Source organism: Succinispira mobilis DSM 6222 (assembly GCF_000384135.1).
Classification (GTDB): domain Bacteria; phylum Bacillota; class Negativicutes; order Acidaminococcales; family Succinispiraceae; genus Succinispira; species Succinispira mobilis.
Window position 1 is genome coordinate 1865317 of sequence record NZ_KB913028.1, and the last position, 17978, is coordinate 1883294.

At 36.9% G+C, this 17978-nt stretch carries 20 protein-coding genes and 2 tRNA genes; 4 read left to right on the forward strand and 18 right to left on the reverse strand.

The annotated features are described in order from the left end of the window. Nucleotides 1–8: 8 nt before the first annotated feature. The gene (locus tag SUCMO_RS0108855) at nt 9–1352 is read left to right on the forward strand and encodes a sensor histidine kinase (protein WP_019880339.1); all 1344 of its coding nucleotides are present in this window, start codon (nt 9–11) and stop codon (nt 1350–1352) included. A 289-nt stretch (nt 1353–1641) separates the two neighbouring features. Here the strand turns inward: SUCMO_RS0108855 and SUCMO_RS0108860 are convergent. From SUCMO_RS0108860 to SUCMO_RS0108940, 17 genes are all read right to left on the reverse strand, one after another. Then, a tRNA-Leu gene (locus SUCMO_RS0108860) sits at nt 1642–1728 on the reverse strand. A gap of 54 nt (nt 1729–1782) precedes the next feature. Continuing rightward, nucleotides 1783–2322 (reverse strand): NUDIX hydrolase, encoded by a 540-nt coding sequence (locus SUCMO_RS0108865; protein ID WP_019880340.1) that lies wholly within the window; start codon nt 2320–2322, stop codon nt 1783–1785. A 14-nt stretch (nt 2323–2336) separates the two neighbouring features. Beyond that, nucleotides 2337–4034 carry a DNA repair protein RecN gene (gene recN / locus SUCMO_RS0108870; RefSeq protein ID WP_019880341.1) on the reverse strand — a complete coding sequence of 566 codons (1698 nt, stop codon included), beginning with the start codon at nt 4032–4034 and terminating at the stop codon, nt 2337–2339. 33 nt (nt 4035–4067) lie between these two features. Continuing rightward, nucleotides 4068–4517 carry an arginine repressor gene (gene argR, locus SUCMO_RS0108875; protein ID WP_019880344.1) on the reverse strand — a complete coding sequence of 150 codons (450 nt, stop codon included), beginning with the start codon at nt 4515–4517 and terminating at the stop codon, nt 4068–4070. Between the two features lie 14 nt (nt 4518–4531). Next, complete coding sequence (gene mnmM, locus SUCMO_RS0108880; RefSeq protein ID WP_028953973.1) at nt 4532–5101, reverse strand: tRNA 5-(aminomethyl)-2-thiouridylate-methyltransferase MnmM; 570 nt, start codon at nt 5099–5101, stop codon at nt 4532–4534. Beyond that, on the reverse strand, nt 5079–5951 hold the full coding sequence (locus tag SUCMO_RS0108885) for an NAD(+)/NADH kinase (RefSeq protein WP_019880346.1): 873 nt from the start codon (nt 5949–5951) through the stop codon (nt 5079–5081). Before SUCMO_RS0108885 ends, mnmM begins: the two co-directional genes overlap by 23 nt. Nucleotides 5952–5962: 11 nt before the next feature. Further along, nucleotides 5963–6769, reverse strand: coding sequence for a TlyA family RNA methyltransferase (locus tag SUCMO_RS0108890; protein WP_019880347.1), 807 nt, complete (start codon nt 6767–6769; stop codon nt 5963–5965). Beyond that, nucleotides 6769–8652, reverse strand: coding sequence for a 1-deoxy-D-xylulose-5-phosphate synthase (dxs, locus tag SUCMO_RS0108895; RefSeq protein WP_019880348.1), 1884 nt, complete (start codon nt 8650–8652; stop codon nt 6769–6771). The genes SUCMO_RS0108890 and dxs overlap by 1 nt, the downstream gene beginning before the upstream one ends. Before the next feature lie 32 nt (nt 8653–8684). After that, the gene (locus SUCMO_RS0108900) at nt 8685–9563 is read right to left on the reverse strand and encodes a polyprenyl synthetase family protein (RefSeq protein ID WP_019880349.1); all 879 of its coding nucleotides are present in this window, start codon (nt 9561–9563) and stop codon (nt 8685–8687) included. Further along, nucleotides 9560–9820 carry an exodeoxyribonuclease VII small subunit gene (xseB, locus tag SUCMO_RS0108905; RefSeq protein WP_028953976.1) on the reverse strand — a complete coding sequence of 87 codons (261 nt, stop codon included), beginning with the start codon at nt 9818–9820 and terminating at the stop codon, nt 9560–9562. Before xseB ends, SUCMO_RS0108900 begins: the two co-directional genes overlap by 4 nt. Before the next feature lie 3 nt (nt 9821–9823). Beyond that, nucleotides 9824–11050: an exodeoxyribonuclease VII large subunit gene (gene xseA / locus SUCMO_RS0108910; protein ID WP_028953977.1), complete on the reverse strand. Its 1227-nt coding sequence runs from the start codon at nt 11048–11050 to the stop codon at nt 9824–9826. Then, the gene (locus SUCMO_RS0108915) at nt 11034–12026 is read right to left on the reverse strand and encodes a Kae1-like domain-containing protein (RefSeq protein ID WP_019880353.1); all 993 of its coding nucleotides are present in this window, start codon (nt 12024–12026) and stop codon (nt 11034–11036) included. Before SUCMO_RS0108915 ends, xseA begins: the two co-directional genes overlap by 17 nt. Next, nucleotides 12013–12423, reverse strand: a complete 411-nt coding sequence (nusB, locus tag SUCMO_RS0108920; protein WP_019880354.1) for a transcription antitermination factor NusB — start codon at nt 12421–12423, stop codon at nt 12013–12015. Before nusB ends, SUCMO_RS0108915 begins: the two co-directional genes overlap by 14 nt. A gap of 24 nt (nt 12424–12447) precedes the next feature. Next, complete coding sequence (locus SUCMO_RS0108925; RefSeq protein WP_019880355.1) at nt 12448–12675, reverse strand: DUF2273 domain-containing protein; 228 nt, start codon at nt 12673–12675, stop codon at nt 12448–12450. 23 nt (nt 12676–12698) lie between these two features. Further along, on the reverse strand, nt 12699–13229 hold the full coding sequence (gene amaP, locus SUCMO_RS0108930) for an alkaline shock response membrane anchor protein AmaP (RefSeq protein ID WP_156819277.1): 531 nt from the start codon (nt 13227–13229) through the stop codon (nt 12699–12701). A gap of 3 nt (nt 13230–13232) precedes the next feature. Then, nucleotides 13233–13616 (reverse strand): Asp23/Gls24 family envelope stress response protein, encoded by a 384-nt coding sequence (locus SUCMO_RS0108935; RefSeq protein ID WP_019880357.1) that lies wholly within the window; start codon nt 13614–13616, stop codon nt 13233–13235. 118 nt (nt 13617–13734) lie between these two features. Then, nucleotides 13735–13811, reverse strand: a tRNA-Pro gene (locus SUCMO_RS0108940). Between the two features lie 156 nt (nt 13812–13967). Here SUCMO_RS0108940 and SUCMO_RS0108945 point away from each other — a divergent pair. The 3 genes from SUCMO_RS0108945 to SUCMO_RS0108955 are packed head-to-tail and all read left to right on the forward strand — an operon-like array spanning nt 13968 to nt 16586. Further along, the gene (locus tag SUCMO_RS0108945) at nt 13968–14195 is read left to right on the forward strand and encodes a FeoA family protein (protein WP_019880358.1); all 228 of its coding nucleotides are present in this window, start codon (nt 13968–13970) and stop codon (nt 14193–14195) included. Nucleotides 14196–14237: 42 nt separating this feature from the next. Further along, nucleotides 14238–16382: a ferrous iron transport protein B gene (gene feoB, locus SUCMO_RS0108950; protein WP_019880359.1), complete on the forward strand. Its 2145-nt coding sequence runs from the start codon at nt 14238–14240 to the stop codon at nt 16380–16382. Nucleotides 16383–16400: 18 nt separating this feature from the next. Further along, on the forward strand, nt 16401–16586 hold the full coding sequence (locus SUCMO_RS0108955; RefSeq protein ID WP_019880360.1) for a hypothetical protein: 186 nt from the start codon (nt 16401–16403) through the stop codon (nt 16584–16586). A 90-nt stretch (nt 16587–16676) separates the two neighbouring features. Here the strand turns inward: SUCMO_RS0108955 and SUCMO_RS0108960 are convergent, their stop codons facing one another. After that, on the reverse strand, nt 16677–17951 hold the full coding sequence (locus SUCMO_RS0108960) for an SLC13 family permease (RefSeq protein WP_019880361.1): 1275 nt from the start codon (nt 17949–17951) through the stop codon (nt 16677–16679). Between the last annotated feature and the right edge of the window lie 27 nt (nt 17952–17978).

Below are 17978 nucleotides of genomic sequence, written 5' to 3' on the forward strand. Positions count from 1 at the left end.
GAGGTCCTATGTTAGCATTTTTCTTAGCCATTTGTTTGGCAATTGCTCAATTGCCTGGAATAGCAATTCGCTATTTACCTTTCGCGAACTTTGTTACCGCCGTTGATAAACAGCGGCTCTTTAAATTTTATCTTGTCTGGTTTATTAGCAAAATTATAATTTTAACCTATGTTTTTCAAATTTTCGGTTCTAAATTTTTAATATATAAATTAATGTTGATTATTTGTGCCTTTCCTTATTTTTTCATTAATCTTGCTATTATCAAAAACAGAACTGCACAACATCTCTTTATTTTAGGCATGCAAGGAATTTATTCTTTCCTTTTACATACTTTAGCAACTATGGTGATCGTTGTTTTAACAACTTACCATAATTACTCACCTTACTGGCTGTTAACTCTACAGACGATTTTTTATTTAATTTTATTTGCCTTATCTTTTATTCCCTTGCGGAAAATTCTTAAAAATGTCTTTGTGGCTTATCATTCGGTTAATGATAATTTCTACTGGCAAACCATTTATCCCCTACCGCTTTTGCTGTGTTTAAACAACATGTTCTTAGCCTTACATGAAAGTCGGATTGATTCTTGGTTTCAACTAATTTCACGTTTTTCTTTCGGCCTATCATTTTTTGTAATTTGCCGTTGCATTCATGTCGATCTTAAAACTTTGGAAAAACGTTTTGAATTAGCCCATAATAACAAATTGTTGGGCGTTCAAATTACTTCTTTAAAAGAACAATTTAATTTAGTGGAAGAAACAGAGAAAAAGCTAAATATTATGCGCCATGATATGCGTCATCAATTACAATTATTAAATACGTTAATTCGCGAACAAGATCTAACTTCTGCCTTGCTCCTTATTGATGGTTTAAACCAAGAATTAGAAGAAACTAGAATTGTCCAGTTTTGTAAAAACACGCTCATTAACACCGCTCTTTCTGTTTACATCAGTCGTGCTCAAGGTTATGCTATTCAAGTTGAGCACAAGATAAATATTCCCGCTAAACTGCCTATTGCCGAAAATGATTTTTCCATTATTTTGTCCAATTTACTAGAAAATGCGATTAACGCAACTAAAAAGCAAGCGCTAGAAAATCGTTGGCTAAAAATAATCGCCCAGGCTGACGCCACACAATTAGCTGTAATAATTGAAAACTATTACGCAGGTGAAGTCTTGTTTGATACAGACGGATTTCCCAAAACGCTAGTAAAAGGTCATGGCATTGGCATCCATTCGCTCAAAGCTTTTTTAAACAAATATCAAGGCCAAGCAATTTTCACACATCAAGATAATTGCTTTAAGGTTTTGCTTATCTTTAATTTTTCTGACACTAAGCAAAATTTTGCTTAGCCTGTGTTAACGATACTTATCATTATTCCGGTCATATATTTAATAATGAGTTTGTATATTCTTAACAGCGCCTAATTAGATTTATTTCTTGTTCCCTCACAACATATGACATCGAACAAAATATGTTCTGATATGCAGAAACTTGCCACACACCACAACAATATTTAGATACCAAAAAAAAAAAAGAAAGAGCTGTAGCTAGCAAGATAAATCTGTTGTTAGCTACAGCTCTTTCTTTACAATACAATATAAAAAGACCTCTTACAAATTGTAAGAGGTCAAATATTCATGGTGCCGAAGGCCGGACTCGAACCGGCACGTGGGGAGCCACGTCTGATTTTGAGTCAGGTGCGTCTGCCAATTCCGCCACTTCGGCATATCGTGTTAGATTTCACTAACATAAAAAATTATATCATATTTATAATTTTTGTCAAGTTTTTTTGCAAGATATTTCCTGCAGGTATAAAGCGGCAAGGCTTTTACTATCATATAGACTTCCCGTCTGAATAGCACTCTTCACAGCTGCGGATGTCAGAATTTTCACCTGCAAAAACTCATCACTATCTGGACAGGCAAGACCAGCTATCAACTTTTCCGCTAAAAACACATGGATTATTTCATCGCAAAACCCTGGAGTTGTAGCTATTTTGCCTAAATACTGCATTTTTTCAGCCCGATAACCTGTTTCTTCGACTAATTCCCGCTCTGCACAAGTTAATAGTTCTTCACCAGCATCCAACTTACCTGCTGGTAATTCTAAGAGGACTTCTTGCAAGGGGTAGCGGTATTGTTCGACAAACACAATATCCCCATTTGGTAATATCGGCACTACAACTACAGCCTGGCAATGCCTAACTACATCTCTACTAGCCAACTTACCATTAGGCAAGCGTACTTGATCTTGATAAACATCAATTATATTGCCAGAAAACTTACTAACCGATTGAATTTTAGTTTCTTTTAATTCCATTTTTCCCCCGCAATTTAATAGCCCCGTAAAAAGAGTTTTCGTTCCTGAGCTATTTTTAGCATTTGTGCCGCACTATCTTTAGTTAAATCCGTCTGACTATCGCCAGCCATCATATTCGATATTTCCGCAATTTTCCCGGCTAAATCCAAGCTGTTTACTTGAGTCATGGTATTATCAGTGGTTTGATATTTTTTGATACACAAATGTGTATCAGCCATACACGCTACCGGTGGCAAATGTGTCACACATATCACCTGACAAGTTTTAGAAATCAAAACTAGTTTTTCCGCCATACGTTGTGCAGTTAAGCCACTAACACCTGTATCTACTTCATCAAAAATCATTGTAGAATAATTAAAGTTACGCATCAGAACTGTTTTTAAGGCTAAAAATATTCTGGATAACTCACCACCCGAAGCCACTTTAGCTACCGGCCTAAGTTGTTGACCCAAATTAGCTGAAAACAAGAGTTGCACATCATCTCTACCAAATTTTCCGAAGTCCGACTGCGGAATAACTTGTATTTTAAAAACTGCTTGGGGCATTGCTAGATCCCGTAAATGTTCTTGGACAGCACTGGACAGCTTTTCTGCAGCTTTTTGACGGACTAAACTAAGATTACTAGCTTTTACTTCTAATTGTGCTTGTAGTTTTCCTAGTTGCTCTTCTAACCCCTTAATGTTTTCTTCTATAGTTTCTAAGCTAGAGTATTCTTCTTGGGCCGATTTAAAAAAAAGCATGGTTGCTTCATAACTACCATATTTTTTATATAATTTATATAACTCATCCAACCGCAGTTGTATTTTTTCCAAATTTATCGGTTTGCTTTCACTTTGTTCATAATAATCTAGCAGTTCTAATTTCACTTCTTGTATTAAGTACTGCCAGTCTTGCATGCTTTTAACAAAATCTTGAAACTTCGGTTCGTATCTCGCTAAATTTTCCAACTTGCTATTTAAACGTACTAAATCTTCTAATATCCCGCCACCTTGAGGTTTTTCTAATAAAAATGTAGCTTCTTGTAAATTTTGACGAATTTTTTCTAAATTGCCCAACCGCTTACTTTCTAGCTCTAGTTGTTCATATTCATTTAGCTTAGGTGCAACATTGGTGATTTCTTGAATTTGCCAACGCAAAATATCCATTCTTTGCTCGCGAGCTCGCAAACTATTTCGCACCTCTTGTAACTCTTTCTCCGCTTTGTTGTATTGCTCAAAAATATTTTTATAAGCCTTTAAGATTTTCTGTTCCTGTTCCGTTAAGGAAAAATCAAGCAATTCCAACTGATAGCCAGCTTGCACTAAGAGCTGATTGTTATTTTGAGCATGCATATCTACCAGTAGCGCCCCTAACTCTCTTAAGGTCGCTAAAGTTACCTGCACCCCGTTAATATCAATAAAATTTTTCCCATTTTTGTTGAGTTTTCGGGTTATTAGCAATTCGCTTTCTGTTACCTCAAAACCTTTTTCACTCAACCACTCTTGAATGTGGCTAAGGTTAGCGATGTTGAAAAGCGCTTGAATACGATAATAGTCGCAAGTTTCTCGGATGTTCTCTATGGAACTACGCGCCCCTAAAATCGTACTTACCGCATCTAATAGAATAGATTTTCCTGCGCCTGTTTCACCCGTTAGCACATTAAAACCTCTGGAAAATTCTATTTTTACCTGTTCTATTAAAGCAAAATTATAAACAGATAGCCATTCTAACATAGTTAACCTCCGCCAACACTAAGCTTTTTCGTTTTATATAATCTCTCTAAATTTAGCAATTAAACTATCTACACAATTTTTATCTGCGACCACTACAAAAATAGTATCATCTCCAGCAACAGTACCTAATATTTCTGGCCATTTTACATAATCAATGTTGTAGGCAACAGCTTGCGCAGTCCCTGGTAAAGTTTTAAACACAATAATATTTTCACTGGCTTTAATGCTAACCACTGAATCTTGGAAGGTCCGAGCCATTCTAGCTTGCGAGAACATCGTTGCTTGGTCGGTGGGGAAAGCATAACGATAACAGCCATCGCCCATTGGAACCTTGATCAACATAAGTTCCTTAATATCCCGCGAAACAGTTGCTTGCGTTACATCAATAGACATTTCTTTTAGAGCTTTTGTCAAATCATCTTGAGTTTCAATAACCTTAGATTGGATAATCTCTCTGATTCTGGCATGTCGCATGTTCTTCATAAATAACACCCTCCCTATACTCTTTCAACAATATACACTATTGGACTAGGTTTTTGATGATTAAATAATTGATATTTACCAACATTATACACCTTATTTGATAATTCTGGTAAATATTTTTCCAACCAAATAAATTCTTTTTTGCCTTGTTCATGTCCTGGATAACTCACGATAATAATTATCCCTTGAATCGATAACAGCTCCACTATTAAGGGAATTGTCAAACATAAGTCATTTACACAAGTAGTAATATTTTTATTTTCACCGGGTAAATAACCCAGATTAAAAACTACCAAATCCAGCTTTTTATCCACATATTTTTTTATATTTACAAAATTCTCTTGATAAAATTCTACCTTATTATCTAAACAATTTTGCGCAAGAAGTTTCTTAGAATTTAAGATACTTTGTGTTTGTATATCAAAGGCATAAATTTGGGCCTCTGGCTGGCTATGCTTAGCCAAAAACAAGCAATCATGCCCATTGCCACAGGTAGCATCTACAATTACCTCGGCAGTAGTTAGTTTGGGCCTCATAAATAATTGTGCAACTGTTACTGGTTTAAAAGTTTGCACTATCTTCACCTCTACGCAGCTTCGTCTGCCAAGTAGCATAATAGTCTTGACTTGCCACATGTACAAAGGGTATTTTGAATTCACTGCTCGAAATAGCTAATTTGTCACCCTTGAGCATTTTTTCAAAGGTCACTCCATCTGCCGATAATACTACTTCTTCGGTATCTAGAGCTAAGCTAACTAAAATTTGTTCAGACATGCTAACTACAAATGGTCGTGTATAGAGTGCATGAGCACAAACTGGCGTGATTAACATTGCATCTAAGCTAGGATGGACAATCGGTCCTCCTGCCGATAAAGAGTACGCTGTCGAACCCGTCGTGGTCGCAAAAATCAACCCATCTACAGGGTACTTAACCCGACTCCCATTATTAAAATCAACATATAAACGTAACATCTGTAAACTACTACCGCGCGCAATGACAATATCATTTAACGAATGCACACAGCTTACTTGCCGCTCTTTTCTTATCAAGCAGGCTTTAAGCATACTTCTGTTTTCAATAGTAAATTTCCCAGTCAAAATACTTTGCAATTGCTCGCGTAATTTAGGTAACTCTAATTCCGCTAAAAATCCTAATTGACCCATATTAACTCCGCAAACAGGAATTTTATAGGGAGCAACACATTTTACCATTCGCAACAATGTCCCATCGCCACCTAAAGAAATAGCTAAATTTATCGCTGCGGGGCCTTCTTTAATTTTTTCACTAAAACTTAAAGTTCCATATTGGCGTGCTAAATCTGTGGGTAACACTACTTGAACTCCACCTTCACCCAAAAACTGCAGCACCATCTCTAAGCTTTCTAATACTTGCGGTTTAGTTAGATTAGGGAAAACAAATACCGTCTTAGACATTATGCCCACTCCTAACTGTTACTCAAAGAATCATGTGCGGCACTAACTACCAAATCAACATTATACTCATATGCTGGTAGTTGGCGTGAATTCGTTAAGAACAATAAATATTCAATGTTGCCTTCTGGACCCTTAACTGGTGAAAAACTTAAACCTAAAACTTGTAACTCTAATTCTTGACTATGTTCGATTACTTTATTGATAACTTGACGATGTACGTTTGGTTCTCGTACCACACCTTTTTTACCGACAAACTCTCGTCCAGCTTCAAACTGTGGTTTAATTAAAGCAACGATATAGCCCGTAGTATTTAATAATTCTTTTACTTTTATTAGGATTTTCTCCAAAGAGATAAAAGCTACATCAATAGTTGCTATATCTATTTTTTCTGGTACTAACCCAGCTTCTAAATATCTTACATTAGTTCTCTCTAAGTTGACTACCCGCTCATCGGTACGCAAACTCCAAGCTAACTGCCCATAACCTACATCAATTGCATAAACTTTGCGCGCCCCATGTTGCAAAGCACAATCTGTAAATCCGCCTGTAGAGGCGCCAATATCTGCAACAATTTTACTTTGAAAGTCAAGTGCAAAAGCATCTATCGCTTTTTTTAATTTTAAGCCACCACGACTTACATAAGGCAAATTTTCCCCAATCAAGCGGATTTCAGCGTTTGGATCAACCATACTGCCCGCTTTATCAACTTTTTGCATATTTACCAAAACTCGTCCCGCCATAATCGCAGCTCTTGCTCTTTCGCGACTAGGAAACAAACCTCGATTAAATAACAAGCTATCTATTCTTTCTTTCTTCATTAGGCTCCATCCTCAATAAATTTCCGAACTCGCGCAACTAAACTTGCCACATCTAAATTCAGACTCGTGTATAATAATTCCTTGCTACCATGCGGTACAAATTTATCGTCAATTCCAATCTGCAAAAAATTGTGTTTGGTTATTTGTTGAGATTTATTTAAGCAAGCCAATAGATTACTTCCAAATCCACCTGCTAAAATCCCCTCTTCTAAAACTACCAATTTTTTACCCTGCGCTATTAATTGTAAAAATAATTCTTGATCAAAAGGCTTCACATAACGAACGTTGACTACGCCACAACTAAATCCGCTGTCTGTTAATTGCTTAGCAGCTTCTAAAGCCAGATAACTCACATTCCCCACTGCCACTAGCATAAGCTGCTCCCCAGTTTTTAAAATTTCTGCCTTACCTAGCGGTACTTGTTTAGGCACCAGTTCTAGCTGAGCCCCTTCTCCATTGCCTCTAGGATAGCGAATCGCAACTGGTCTAGCCAAACTAAATGCCGTAAAGAGCATTGCTCGTAGCTCCGCTTCATCTTTAGGCGCCATAATTGTCATATTCGGAATATGTCCGAGAAAAGACATATCAAAGACTCCATGATGAGTCGCACCATCATCACCTACTAAACCAGCTCGATCCAAAGCTATAACTACTGGCAAATTTTGGAGACAGATATCATGTAAAATTTGGTCATATGCTCTTTGTGCAAAAGTTGAATATAGCGCCACCACTGGTTTAAGACCTTGAGCCGCCATGCCCGCAGCTAAAGTTACAGCATGTTGCTCCGCAATGCCCACGTCAAAAAAGCGTGTTGGAAAAGCTTTTGAAAAAGCTCTTAGCCCTGTTCCGTCAGGCATTGCTGCTGTAATAGCCACTACTTTACTATCTTGTTGTGCTATTTCTAGCAAAGTATTACTAAAAACTTCTGTATAAGTTGGTGCTGGATTAGCACTTAGCAGTTTTTCCCCTGTTTGGACGCAAAAAGGGCTAATTCCATGAAATTTATCTGGATTAAGCTCAGCTGGTTTATAGCCTTTGCCTTTACAGGTTATTGCATGTACCAATACTGGGCCATTTATTTTTTTGGCTTCTTCTAAAACCAATAATAAATTTTCTAGATTATGCCCATCCACAGGTCCAATATAAGTAAAGCCTAAATCTTCGAATAACATCCCAGGTACCAATAAATATTTCAAACTATCCTTAACCCGTTCTGCAGTTCGTGCTAACCGATCCCCAATAGTTGGTATGCCTTTTAAGATCAGCTCCACGTCTCTTTTTATCCGCGAATAGGTGGGCGCAGTACGCATTCTAAATAAATATTCAGACATTGCCCCAACATTTTTAGCAATAGACATTTCATTGTCATTTAAAACTACAATCAGACGTCTGGCCATATCGCCAGCACTATTTAGAGCTTCCAAGGCCATTCCGCCAGTTAAAGCCCCATCACCTATTACAGCAACCACATTATAATCTTCAGCCTGCAAATCTCTTGCTACTGCCATCCCCAAAGCTGCTGAAATTGAGGTGCTCGAATGTCCTGTACCAAAAGCGTCATGTACACTTTCTTTGCGATTCGGGAAACCACATACGCCTTGATATTGCCTTAAAGTATGAAAATCCTGCCGTCGCCCCGTTATAATTTTATGAACATAAGCCTGATGACCTACATCCCACACAATTTTATCTTCTGGGGTACTAAAAATATAGTGCAACGCTAAAGTTAACTCCACTACCCCTAAGTTAGGAGCTAAATGTCCCCCTGTTTTAGCTACGTTACTTACCAAAAAATCCCTTAGCTCTTGTGCTAATTTATGCAGATCTTCTTTGGCAATTTTTTTCAAATCTGCTGGTGAATTTATCGTTTCTAATAGACTCATAATCTAGTTCATTCCCCCTAACTTATCTAAAGTTAGTTCTTCCTTGTTAATAATTGGTGTAAAAAGGCAATTAACAACTCTGCCTTATCCCCAAAAATATTTAATTCAGCTTTCGCTTCCTGTGTTAGTGTCAGCACCAAGTCTTTAGCTCCTTGCAAACCATAAGCAGATACATAGGTTACCTTACCATTACGAACATCACTACCTACTGGTTTACCTAAATCCGCAAATTCACCTTCCACATCTAAAATATCATCGGTAATTTGAAAAACAAGACCATACAGAGTTGCAAACTTTTCTAAAGCCAATAACTGTTCTGGATTAGCTCCTGCTAATTTTCCCCCTGAAACAATAGCAACCTTAAATAAAGCACCAGTTTTGCCCTCATGCATTTTTTGTAATGCCGCGCAATTTAAAAATTCGCCGTTAGCTTGAACATCTAGCGTTTGCCCACCTACCATTCCCAAACGGCCTGCCGCTTTAGCAATATCGCCCACTAATTCCACTAACAGTTGTGAGTCTACAAATTTTTGTGTGGCCACACATTCAAATGCAGCAGTCAATAAGGCATCACCCGCTAAAATAGCAATATCTTCACCAAAAACTTTATGGTTAGTTAATTTACCACGACGATAATCATCATTATCCAGCGCTGGCAAATCATCATGTATTAAAGAATAAGTATGTATCATCTCTAGTCCCGCTGCTACTGGTAAATATTGCTGACTTTTGCCAGCAACAACATCAACTGTAGCCATTAGCAATAATGGTCTTAGTCTTTTCCCCCCAGCTAGCAGACTATAGCGCATCGCCTGTTCAATATTAGAAATACTTCCTTCCTTTAAACAATTTTCGAGATAAGCATTTATTAGTTCAATTTTTTCAGCACAATATCTTTTAAAATCAATCATTTTAAATTTTCCTCCGCAAATTCCCGATACTCAATCTCGGCCTGCTCATTAAAAATTATTTGTTCCACACTTTGTTCGGCTAATTGTAATTTATCACCAGCAATCTTAGCTAGTTTCATACTCTTAGCAAACAGCTGTATACTTTCTTCCAAAGGAATTTCGTTATTTTCTAAGATCTGCACAGCTTGCTCTAACTCTTCTAAAAGCTCCTCAAAAGTTTTTTCTTCTGCAGTCACAGTTTTTTTTCTTCTAACCATCATCTATCTCCCATTTTTTCTGAGTTCTAAAACTTCTGCTAATATCACTCCATCAATTAAAGTAAGTTCTAATTGAGCTTGTGGTTTTATTTGCGCGATCCTTCTTACAATTTCTCCTTCAGAAGTTATGCAAGCAAAACCTCTGGCTAGTACTTTTAAAGGACTACTTGCTTCTAATTTAATTAATAACTCACGATATTTACGTTGTTTAAGGTTCAATAATTCAGAGCTAAGTTTAATCAACTGTTCTTGTTTTTGAACTAGATTTTGGCGATATTTGCGAAAAACAAGTTGTGGATTCCGAAAAATGTAGTTATTTTGACAAGCTTCAACGCGGAAACGTAATCTTAACAAGCGTTGCTTTTGTAGCTGTACCGCAAGCTTTTGTAACCGCGCAACCTTCTCTTGCAAAACTTGATAAACGGGTACTGCTAATTCCGCTGCCTGCGAAGGCGTTGCCGCTCTTACATCAGCCACATAATCAACTAAAGTTGTATCTATCTCATGCCCTACAGCTGAAATAATCGGAATTCGCGAAGCATAAACTTTCCGAACTACACTTTCAGAATTAAATACCCATAAGTCTTCTTTCGAGCCACCACCACGACCTAAAATAATCACTTCTATGTTAGGGATTCGATTTAACAAATCTATTGCTTGGTTAATCTCCGCTTCGCTTTGCAAGCCTTGGACTCTTACTGGGGCTAGATATATTTTTACACCTGGGTAGCGCAACTTCGATACCTTAATAATATCCCGAATAGCAGCCCCATCAGGTGACGTGATTACCCCAATAGCTTTGGGTACCAGTGGTAGAGATTTTTTATGCTGAGTAGCAAACAATCCTTCCTGCTCAAACTTAGCTTTTAGACGTTCAAACAGCAACTGCATATCACCTTGTCCAGACGGCAGAATTCTCTCTACCATTAATTGGTAAACGCCATCGCGTTCATAGACGGTAATACTCCCCAGAGCTACAATTTGCATTCCATTTACGGGCTGAAAATTTAGTTTTTGCACCCGACTATTAAATATAACTGCTTTTAAGTTGCTATTTGCATCCTTAATTGTAAAATAAGCATGCCCGGAAGCATACCTTTTATAATTCGATATTTCACCTTGCACTTGAATATATTGTAATAATTCTTCTTGTTGCAAGATAGTTTTTATCATACTATTGAGTTCGCTAATTGTATATATTTTGGTAGTTAAATTAAGCATTTTCACCATTCCATTTGCGTTTCGCCAATACTGCGCAACCTACCGCATTATCAGTACTAAATTCTGGTTGAGCCCAATATACTTCTAAATTATATTTCAACAATGACTTTTGTAGAAAATCCCGAATATAAATATTACTGGCAACACCACCTACCAATAACACTTTTTTCAAATTATAAGTGGCTGCTAAATATCTCAAGCTTCTATATAGGCTAATAGCAATTGCCTCTATAACGGCATAAGCCAATTCAGCTGGTTCCGGTGAGTCTTTGCCTGCTAGCAATCTTAATGCAGCTGTGCACGGACCTGAAAAGCTAATTTGACCTTTCCTTACTGCTATCGGGATTTCTAAATTTTTAAATTCCGCTTGCTGAGCTAGTTTTTCTAAATGACTTCCAGCAGGAAATTTCAGACCTAAGGCTACGCCAACACGATCTATGAATTGGCCGGCGCTAATATCTCCAGTCGCTGCTAATAAGTTAAAGTTAAAATCACCTAACTGCATCCTTGCTTTATCAGAGTTTTTCTGAACTTTAATAAATTCTGTAGTTCCGCCTGATAGATGAACCAAAAGTACTGGTTCCGTAACCGTCAAACCCGCTGACCACAATCCCGCATACAGGTGATTTTCTTGATGACTGGTAGTATATAGGGGCACATTTAATATTTGAGCTAAACTACGTGCCATACCTTTGCCTACTAAAAAAGCTGGCATATATGAGTCAACCAGTGGACGAGGTCTGGCAGATACCCCAATTGCTCGCACCAAAAAATTCTGCCAACTTAATTTTTCAATTAATTCAGGCAAATTACGCGTATGTTCAAACACCATTTCCGATTGTGCTAAACCTTTTTTACCAGCTTTAACAGCTAATATGGTTTTTTCATTAGCTATTAGTTGCTCTTGATTATCGATTATTGCCAAACTAGTAGTATAACAGCTTGTATCAAAACCTAAAAAAACTTCTTTTTTATTTCCGTTCATTAGCCATATTTCCTAGAATACCATTAATAAATTTAGAGGAAAAATCATTGCCAAATATTTTCGATATTTCAATTGCCTCATTAATAATAATATTGGCCGTTAAGGGCTCTGTTGCATAAAACATTTCATAAATAGCAAGTCGTAAAATATTACGCTCTACACTAGCCATACGTTCTAATTTCCAATTATTAGCATACTTAATTATTGCAGCATCAATAGCTTCTTTATTAGCTAAAACACCATCTATTAAGGTATGCGTATATTGTAAATCTTCTTCACTTTCATCTACACCCCGTTCACAACAGACTGCAAATAAAGCGGTATTCTTATCAATATCCGAAAAATCAAATTGAAATAATGTTTGCAATGCTATTTCTCTAGCCAACCTACGTTTCATAAATAATTAATCCTCTTTCCTAATTTAATAGTACCTGCGCGGTAATATTTTATCTAATAATCTTAATAAATCCTCTTTATGGTCAATTTTATTACCAATATAATAACCAACTAGCATACATAATAGTAGAAATAGTGTTTTAAAGAAACCTAAAATTAAAAACAAAGTTCCAATTAGCAATCCGACTAAAATCCCTGCCACTCTAGCTCTATGTGTTTGTAGTAAATTTAATAATATTTCTTTCCAATCCACAATTTCTCCCCCCACCGGTATGACTATTTAGGTTGATTATTTATATCTTGTATATATACTTCAATGCTATTTACAGCTCTGCCAATACTCTCTTGTATACCTTGACTAACATTTTCTTGAATTGTTTTTGTGACTTCTGCAACTTTACACTCTGGCAAAGCATCTGCCATTATTTTTATACTAATCAATTGTTCATTGTGCTTAATTTCTGATTTGATGTTATGTAAGCCAGCAATTTTTTTGACATATTTTTCAATTAATTTTTGCAAAGCCTCAACACTCATATGAACTTTGCCATATTCGGTTACTTGTACTAACATTGCCTTGTCATGTTTGCCCCAAATAGCAATTATCAGTAAACTTAAAGAGAGAATACTCCAAATCGTTGCCGTCAAAATTAGCTCCCATCTGCCGATATAATTATTAAGTTGTTGATAGATAAATTGTAAATCTAACGCTTGTGTCGCTACTAAAAGAGTTCCCACTGCTATACCTAACCCAAGGGCAGCATATGTAAACATAAAAAACCTTACAATTATACCCACTACACTCATCTCCTATTCTTCAAAGATTGAAGTTACTTTTTTAGGCACACTAACACCTTGAATGTTTACATTTACTTCAATTACTTCCATACCTGTCATACTCTCAACTTGTGCTTTTACTTGCCGTTGAATCGCAACTGCAACATCAGGAATTCGGTATCCATATTGAACAATAACATATACATCAAGAGCAATAGTATTTTCCTTTATATAACATTTAACGCCTTTAGAAAAGTCTTCTTTGCCTAATAACTGAGCTAAGTTAGCTATTAGTCCGGAACTCATTCCAACTACACCTTCAACTTCTGTAGTTGCCAAACCTGCAATCAAGCGTACCACATCATCAGCAATTTTTGTTTCATTATTTAATGTATCTTTAAAAGATTCGTCTTGCAAAAAAACCCCTCCTTTATTCCTATCCTAATAAGACATTATACCAATAAATAGTATATTTTACAAACAATTATCAGTGAAAACAAAAAACACTTGCTTACGCAAGTGTTAAATATTAAACTGGTCGGAGCGGCAGGATTCGAACCTGCGACCCCCTGTTCCCAAGACAGGTGCTCTACCAAGCTGAGCCACGCCCCGTTAAATTTATTACTTAATTAGTATATTATAAAATCAAGGCAATGTCAATACTTTTTATCTTTTTTATTTATCAACTAAGCCTATTGACAATGTTTTTCATTTCCAATTATAATGTTGGTGTAATTGAAAAATTTTTTCATCTAAGGAGGCTATTTTATGTTATTAAGCGAATTAAAAGCCGGGGATCTTTGTACTGTGCATCAATTAATTGGCGATTGTTCTTTAAAACAAAAAATGATGACTATGGGTATCGTTCCAGGCGTAGAAATTTTAATTCAAAAGTACGCTCCCTTAGGCGATCCTTTAGAAATAAAAATCAAGCACTTCAATCTTTCCTTGCGTAAACGCGAAGCTGCTACTATCGTAGTCCAGGCTTTGTCATAGGACACTTATTTCAAACAACTTACATTGGAGGAATGCATCAATATGTTTTCAAACATTCCCGTTGCCTTGGCTGGTAATCCTAATGCTGGCAAAACTACTATTTTCAACAATCTTACTGGCGCCAATCAACGGGTGGGAAATTATCCAGGAGTAACAGTCGAAAAAAGAGTTGGTAAAGCTCGGTTTAAAGAAACTACTTTTAACATTGTCGATTTACCTGGCACTTATAGTCTTGCCGCTACGGCTGAAGATGAATTGGTAGCTCGTAATTATCTGCTTCAAGATAATCCGGCAGTAATAATAAATGTAATCGATGCCAGCAATTTATATCGCAATTTATTTCTGACTCTAGAGTTATTAGAGCTAGAAAAACCCATGTTATTAGTTTTAAATATGATCGATGCTGCCCAAATTCAAGGTACAAAAATTGACATAACTAATCTCGCAACTACGTTGTCAGGATTAAAGATAGTTACAGCCATCGGCAGCAAGCAAGTTGGCACCCAAGAAATTCTCGAAACTTTAACAACTGAACTTAAGTCAAGTAATTTTAAAATTGATTATGGTTGCCAATTAGAAAAAAGCATTAGCAACATAATTCAGTTGCTTGAGCCATTAGTTATCCCTGCCAATATTCCACCTCGGTGGTTAGCTCTTAAATTGCTCGAAAACGACGCCGCGTTGTTCACCCTTCAAAATCTACCATTAATCCCTGAAAATATCATGTGTGAAATTCAAAAATTACGCACGACTTTGACGGGAGAATTAGCTGAGGATATCAGTTTGTATATCACTGGAAAAAAATATGAATTTATCAATTATATTTTGCAAGCCGCGATTGAAACTACCCACTGTCATAAACCTACCCTTTCAGATAAAATCGATAAAATTCTTACGCATAAATATATAGGCTTGCCTATTTTTTTATTTTTTATGTGGTTATTATTTAATATGGTTTTTACTTTAGGGGCTTATCCCCAAGGATTAATTGAAGATGCAATTAGTCTTTTTAGCAATCAAGTACGCATATTAATTCCCGCAGGTGAACTTAACGATCTTATCGTCGACGGAATTATTGGTGGCGTAGGTGGTGTAATTGTCTTTCTACCTAATATCTTACTGTTATTCTTTGGAATTGCCATCCTTGAAGGAACTGGTTATATGGCGCGCGCCGCTTTTCTAATGGATCGGGTAATGTGTTTAGTTGGCTTACATGGTAAATCTTTTATTCCACTGCTCTTAGGATTTGGTTGCACAGTTCCTGCAATAATGGGTACTAGAACACTCGAAAACAAACACGACCGTTTTGTGACCATGTTGGTTTCGCCTTTTATGAGTTGTAGTGCTCGTCTACCGGTCTATACCTTGCTAATAGGTGCTTTTTTTAGCGATAATATTGCTGGTAGTATCTTGTTTCTTATTTACATTGCTGGTGTACTAATTGCCATCTTACTCGCTAAATTGTTTCGCAAAACCTTATTTCCCGGGAAAACAGAGGCTTTTCTTATGGAAATGCCGCCTTATCGAATGCCCACATATAAAAGTATTCTCCTGCAAATGTGGGAACGCGCTGTATTATATATCAAAAAAGCTGGCACGATTATTCTGGCTTCCTCGATTTTGATTTGGTTTCTAACTAATAACCCTACCGAGCTTAATTTCTCACAAAATTACGACCAAAACATTCAAAATCTAACTTTACAAATTGAACAAATCTCTGATAATTCCCATCGAGAACTACTATCTCAAGAAATAAATAAATTAGAGCAACAACAACATGCTGAAACAATTGCTCAAAGCTATGCTGGCCAAATCGGCAAATTTGTCGAACCAGTAATCGCGCCTTTAGGTTTTAATTGGAAAATAGGTGTTGCTTTGCTATCAGCTTTTAGCGCTAAGGAAGTTTTAGTCAGTACTTTAGGCACAATTTACAGTGTTGGCAATATAGAAAACGACTCCCAAACTTTAGCTTTGGCTTTACAAGCAGATCCTACGTTAAGTCCGCTAGTTTCTTTGTCGCTAATATTTTTCGTTTTACTTTATACCCCTTGCATGGCAACTTTAGCGATTATTTACCGAGAAACAGCTAGCTGGAAATGGCCTTTATTTACAGCTACATACAGCCTCTTGTTAGCTTGGTTAGTTTCTTTTTTAATATTCCAATTAGGTAGTCATTTGGGCTTCTAAATATAAAGGAGTTGCATTATGGAAAAATGGTTAGTAGTCGGCTTAGTCGTTCTTTCGGCTTTATATATCGGCAAAATTGCTTTACAGGCCTGGTTTAAACATATTAACTGTGACGCATGTCAAGATCCTTGTGATGCTTGTACTGGTTGTCATAATAACAAAAACGAAACCGCTGCGACAGAAGTAAAAGAAAACGACAAGTAAGCTACAACAAATCTATAGTAACCTAAGAAAAAGAGCATGTTTACTAGCTAAATCACTAGTAAACATGCTCTTTTATTATTTAATAAAATTTTATTTGCCAGGGAAGAATGGCCATACCATTGGAATTACGATTATCGCAACTACAAAAGATACCACAACTAAGCCGGTACCAGCTTTGACATAATCCATAAATTTGTAATTACCAGGGCCGAGAACTAAAGTGTTTGGTGGTGTACCTACTGGAGTTGCAAATGCACAAGATGCAGCAACTGCAATTGCCATCAACACTGCATGTGGGCTAGCACCCAATTGCTTTGCAATCGAAATTCCTATAGGACATAAGAGCGCTGCTGCAGCCGTATTGGACATAAACTGAGTTAAGCCGCAAGAGAGAATAAATAACACTATTGTTACAAATAACGGACTTGGTGAACCACCCATAATCCCTACTACCCATTGAGCAATAAGTTTACCCGCACCTGTTTTATCCATCGCTTCAGATACTGGCATCATACCGGCAAACAAGAAGATTGTTACCCAGTCAATACTTGCATAGGCTTGTTTTTCTGTTAAGCAACCAGTTAATACACATACTAGCGCACCAGTAATTGCTGCCATTTCTAAAGTGAATATTTTAGAGTCGATAGCCATTACTACGATTACAATTGCCAAAATTGTCCCAGAAATTATTTGTTTAGTTGGGTTAGCTGTGCTAGCCTCAATTTCTTGTTCAATTTCTTGGTCAGCATTTAATTCAGCTTTTGGCAATAAATGTTTACCAATAAACATCATATAAATAATCCCTACTACTGTAACAGGAATTCCGATCCAAGCAAATTCAAAGAAACCAAAAGGAGTAAATCCAGCAGCTTTAAGGGCACCAGCCGCAATAATATTCGGTGGCGTACCTACCAAGGTAATGATTCCGCCTAATCCTGCTGCAAAAGCTAGTGGCATTAATTGACGTGATGCAGGAATTTTTGCCGCTGCACATATGCCTAAAACTACAGGCATTAAACATGCTGCTGTCCCAGTATTAGAAAGTACAGAAGATAATCCCGCACCTACCAGCATAATCCCTAACATTAAGCCATTTTCACTGGTGCCTGCCATTTTTACTACGCCTATACCAATTTTTTGAGCAAGACCAGTGTGGAACATTGCTGCCCCAACCACGAACATTCCCGCAAATAAAACTACTGTAGAATTTGATAAACCTGCAAATACTGATTTTACTGGAATAAAGCCCAAAACTCCACAAGCTATTGCTCCAGCCGTCGCGGTGATTGCCAAAGGTACAAGTTCAGTAATAAATAACAGAGCCACCACCGAGAGAAGAATTAAACATTTTACTGCCGCCGTCATGATAACACCCTCTTTTTTTATTTTTTA

Coding starts and splice junctions, on each gene's coding strand:
- SUCMO_RS0108890 (WP_019880347.1), bottom strand. CDS start 6,769: ATGAAGAAAGAAAGAATAGATAGCTTGTTATTTAATCGAGGTTTGTTT.
- SUCMO_RS0108885 (WP_019880346.1), bottom strand. CDS start 5,951: ATGTCTAAGACGGTATTTGTTTTCCCTAATCTAACTAAACCGCAAGTA.
- nusB (WP_019880354.1), bottom strand. CDS start 12,423: ATGAAACGTAGGTTGGCTAGAGAAATAGCATTGCAAACATTATTTCAA.
- feoB (WP_019880359.1), top strand. CDS start 14,238: ATGTTTTCAAACATTCCCGTTGCCTTGGCTGGTAATCCTAATGCTGGC.
- SUCMO_RS0108955 (WP_019880360.1), top strand. CDS start 16,401: ATGGAAAAATGGTTAGTAGTCGGCTTAGTCGTTCTTTCGGCTTTATAT.
- SUCMO_RS0108900 (WP_019880349.1), bottom strand. CDS start 9,563: ATGATTGATTTTAAAAGATATTGTGCTGAAAAAATTGAACTAATAAAT.
- xseB (WP_028953976.1), bottom strand. CDS start 9,820: ATGGTTAGAAGAAAAAAAACTGTGACTGCAGAAGAAAAAACTTTTGAG.
- recN (WP_019880341.1), bottom strand. CDS start 4,034: ATGTTAGAATGGCTATCTGTTTATAATTTTGCTTTAATAGAACAGGTA.
- amaP (WP_156819277.1), bottom strand. CDS start 13,229: ATGAGTGTAGTGGGTATAATTGTAAGGTTTTTTATGTTTACATATGCT.
- xseA (WP_028953977.1), bottom strand. CDS start 11,050: ATGGTGAAAATGCTTAATTTAACTACCAAAATATATACAATTAGCGAA.
- SUCMO_RS0108960 (WP_019880361.1), bottom strand. CDS start 17,951: ATGACGGCGGCAGTAAAATGTTTAATTCTTCTCTCGGTGGTGGCTCTG.
- dxs (WP_019880348.1), bottom strand. CDS start 8,652: ATGAGTCTATTAGAAACGATAAATTCACCAGCAGATTTGAAAAAAATT.
- SUCMO_RS0108945 (WP_019880358.1), top strand. CDS start 13,968: ATGTTATTAAGCGAATTAAAAGCCGGGGATCTTTGTACTGTGCATCAA.
- SUCMO_RS0108915 (WP_019880353.1), bottom strand. CDS start 12,026: ATGAACGGAAATAAAAAAGAAGTTTTTTTAGGTTTTGATACAAGCTGT.
- argR (WP_019880344.1), bottom strand. CDS start 4,517: ATGAAGAACATGCGACATGCCAGAATCAGAGAGATTATCCAATCTAAG.
- SUCMO_RS0108865 (WP_019880340.1), bottom strand. CDS start 2,322: ATGGAATTAAAAGAAACTAAAATTCAATCGGTTAGTAAGTTTTCTGGC.
- SUCMO_RS0108855 (WP_019880339.1), top strand. CDS start 9: ATGTTAGCATTTTTCTTAGCCATTTGTTTGGCAATTGCTCAATTGCCT.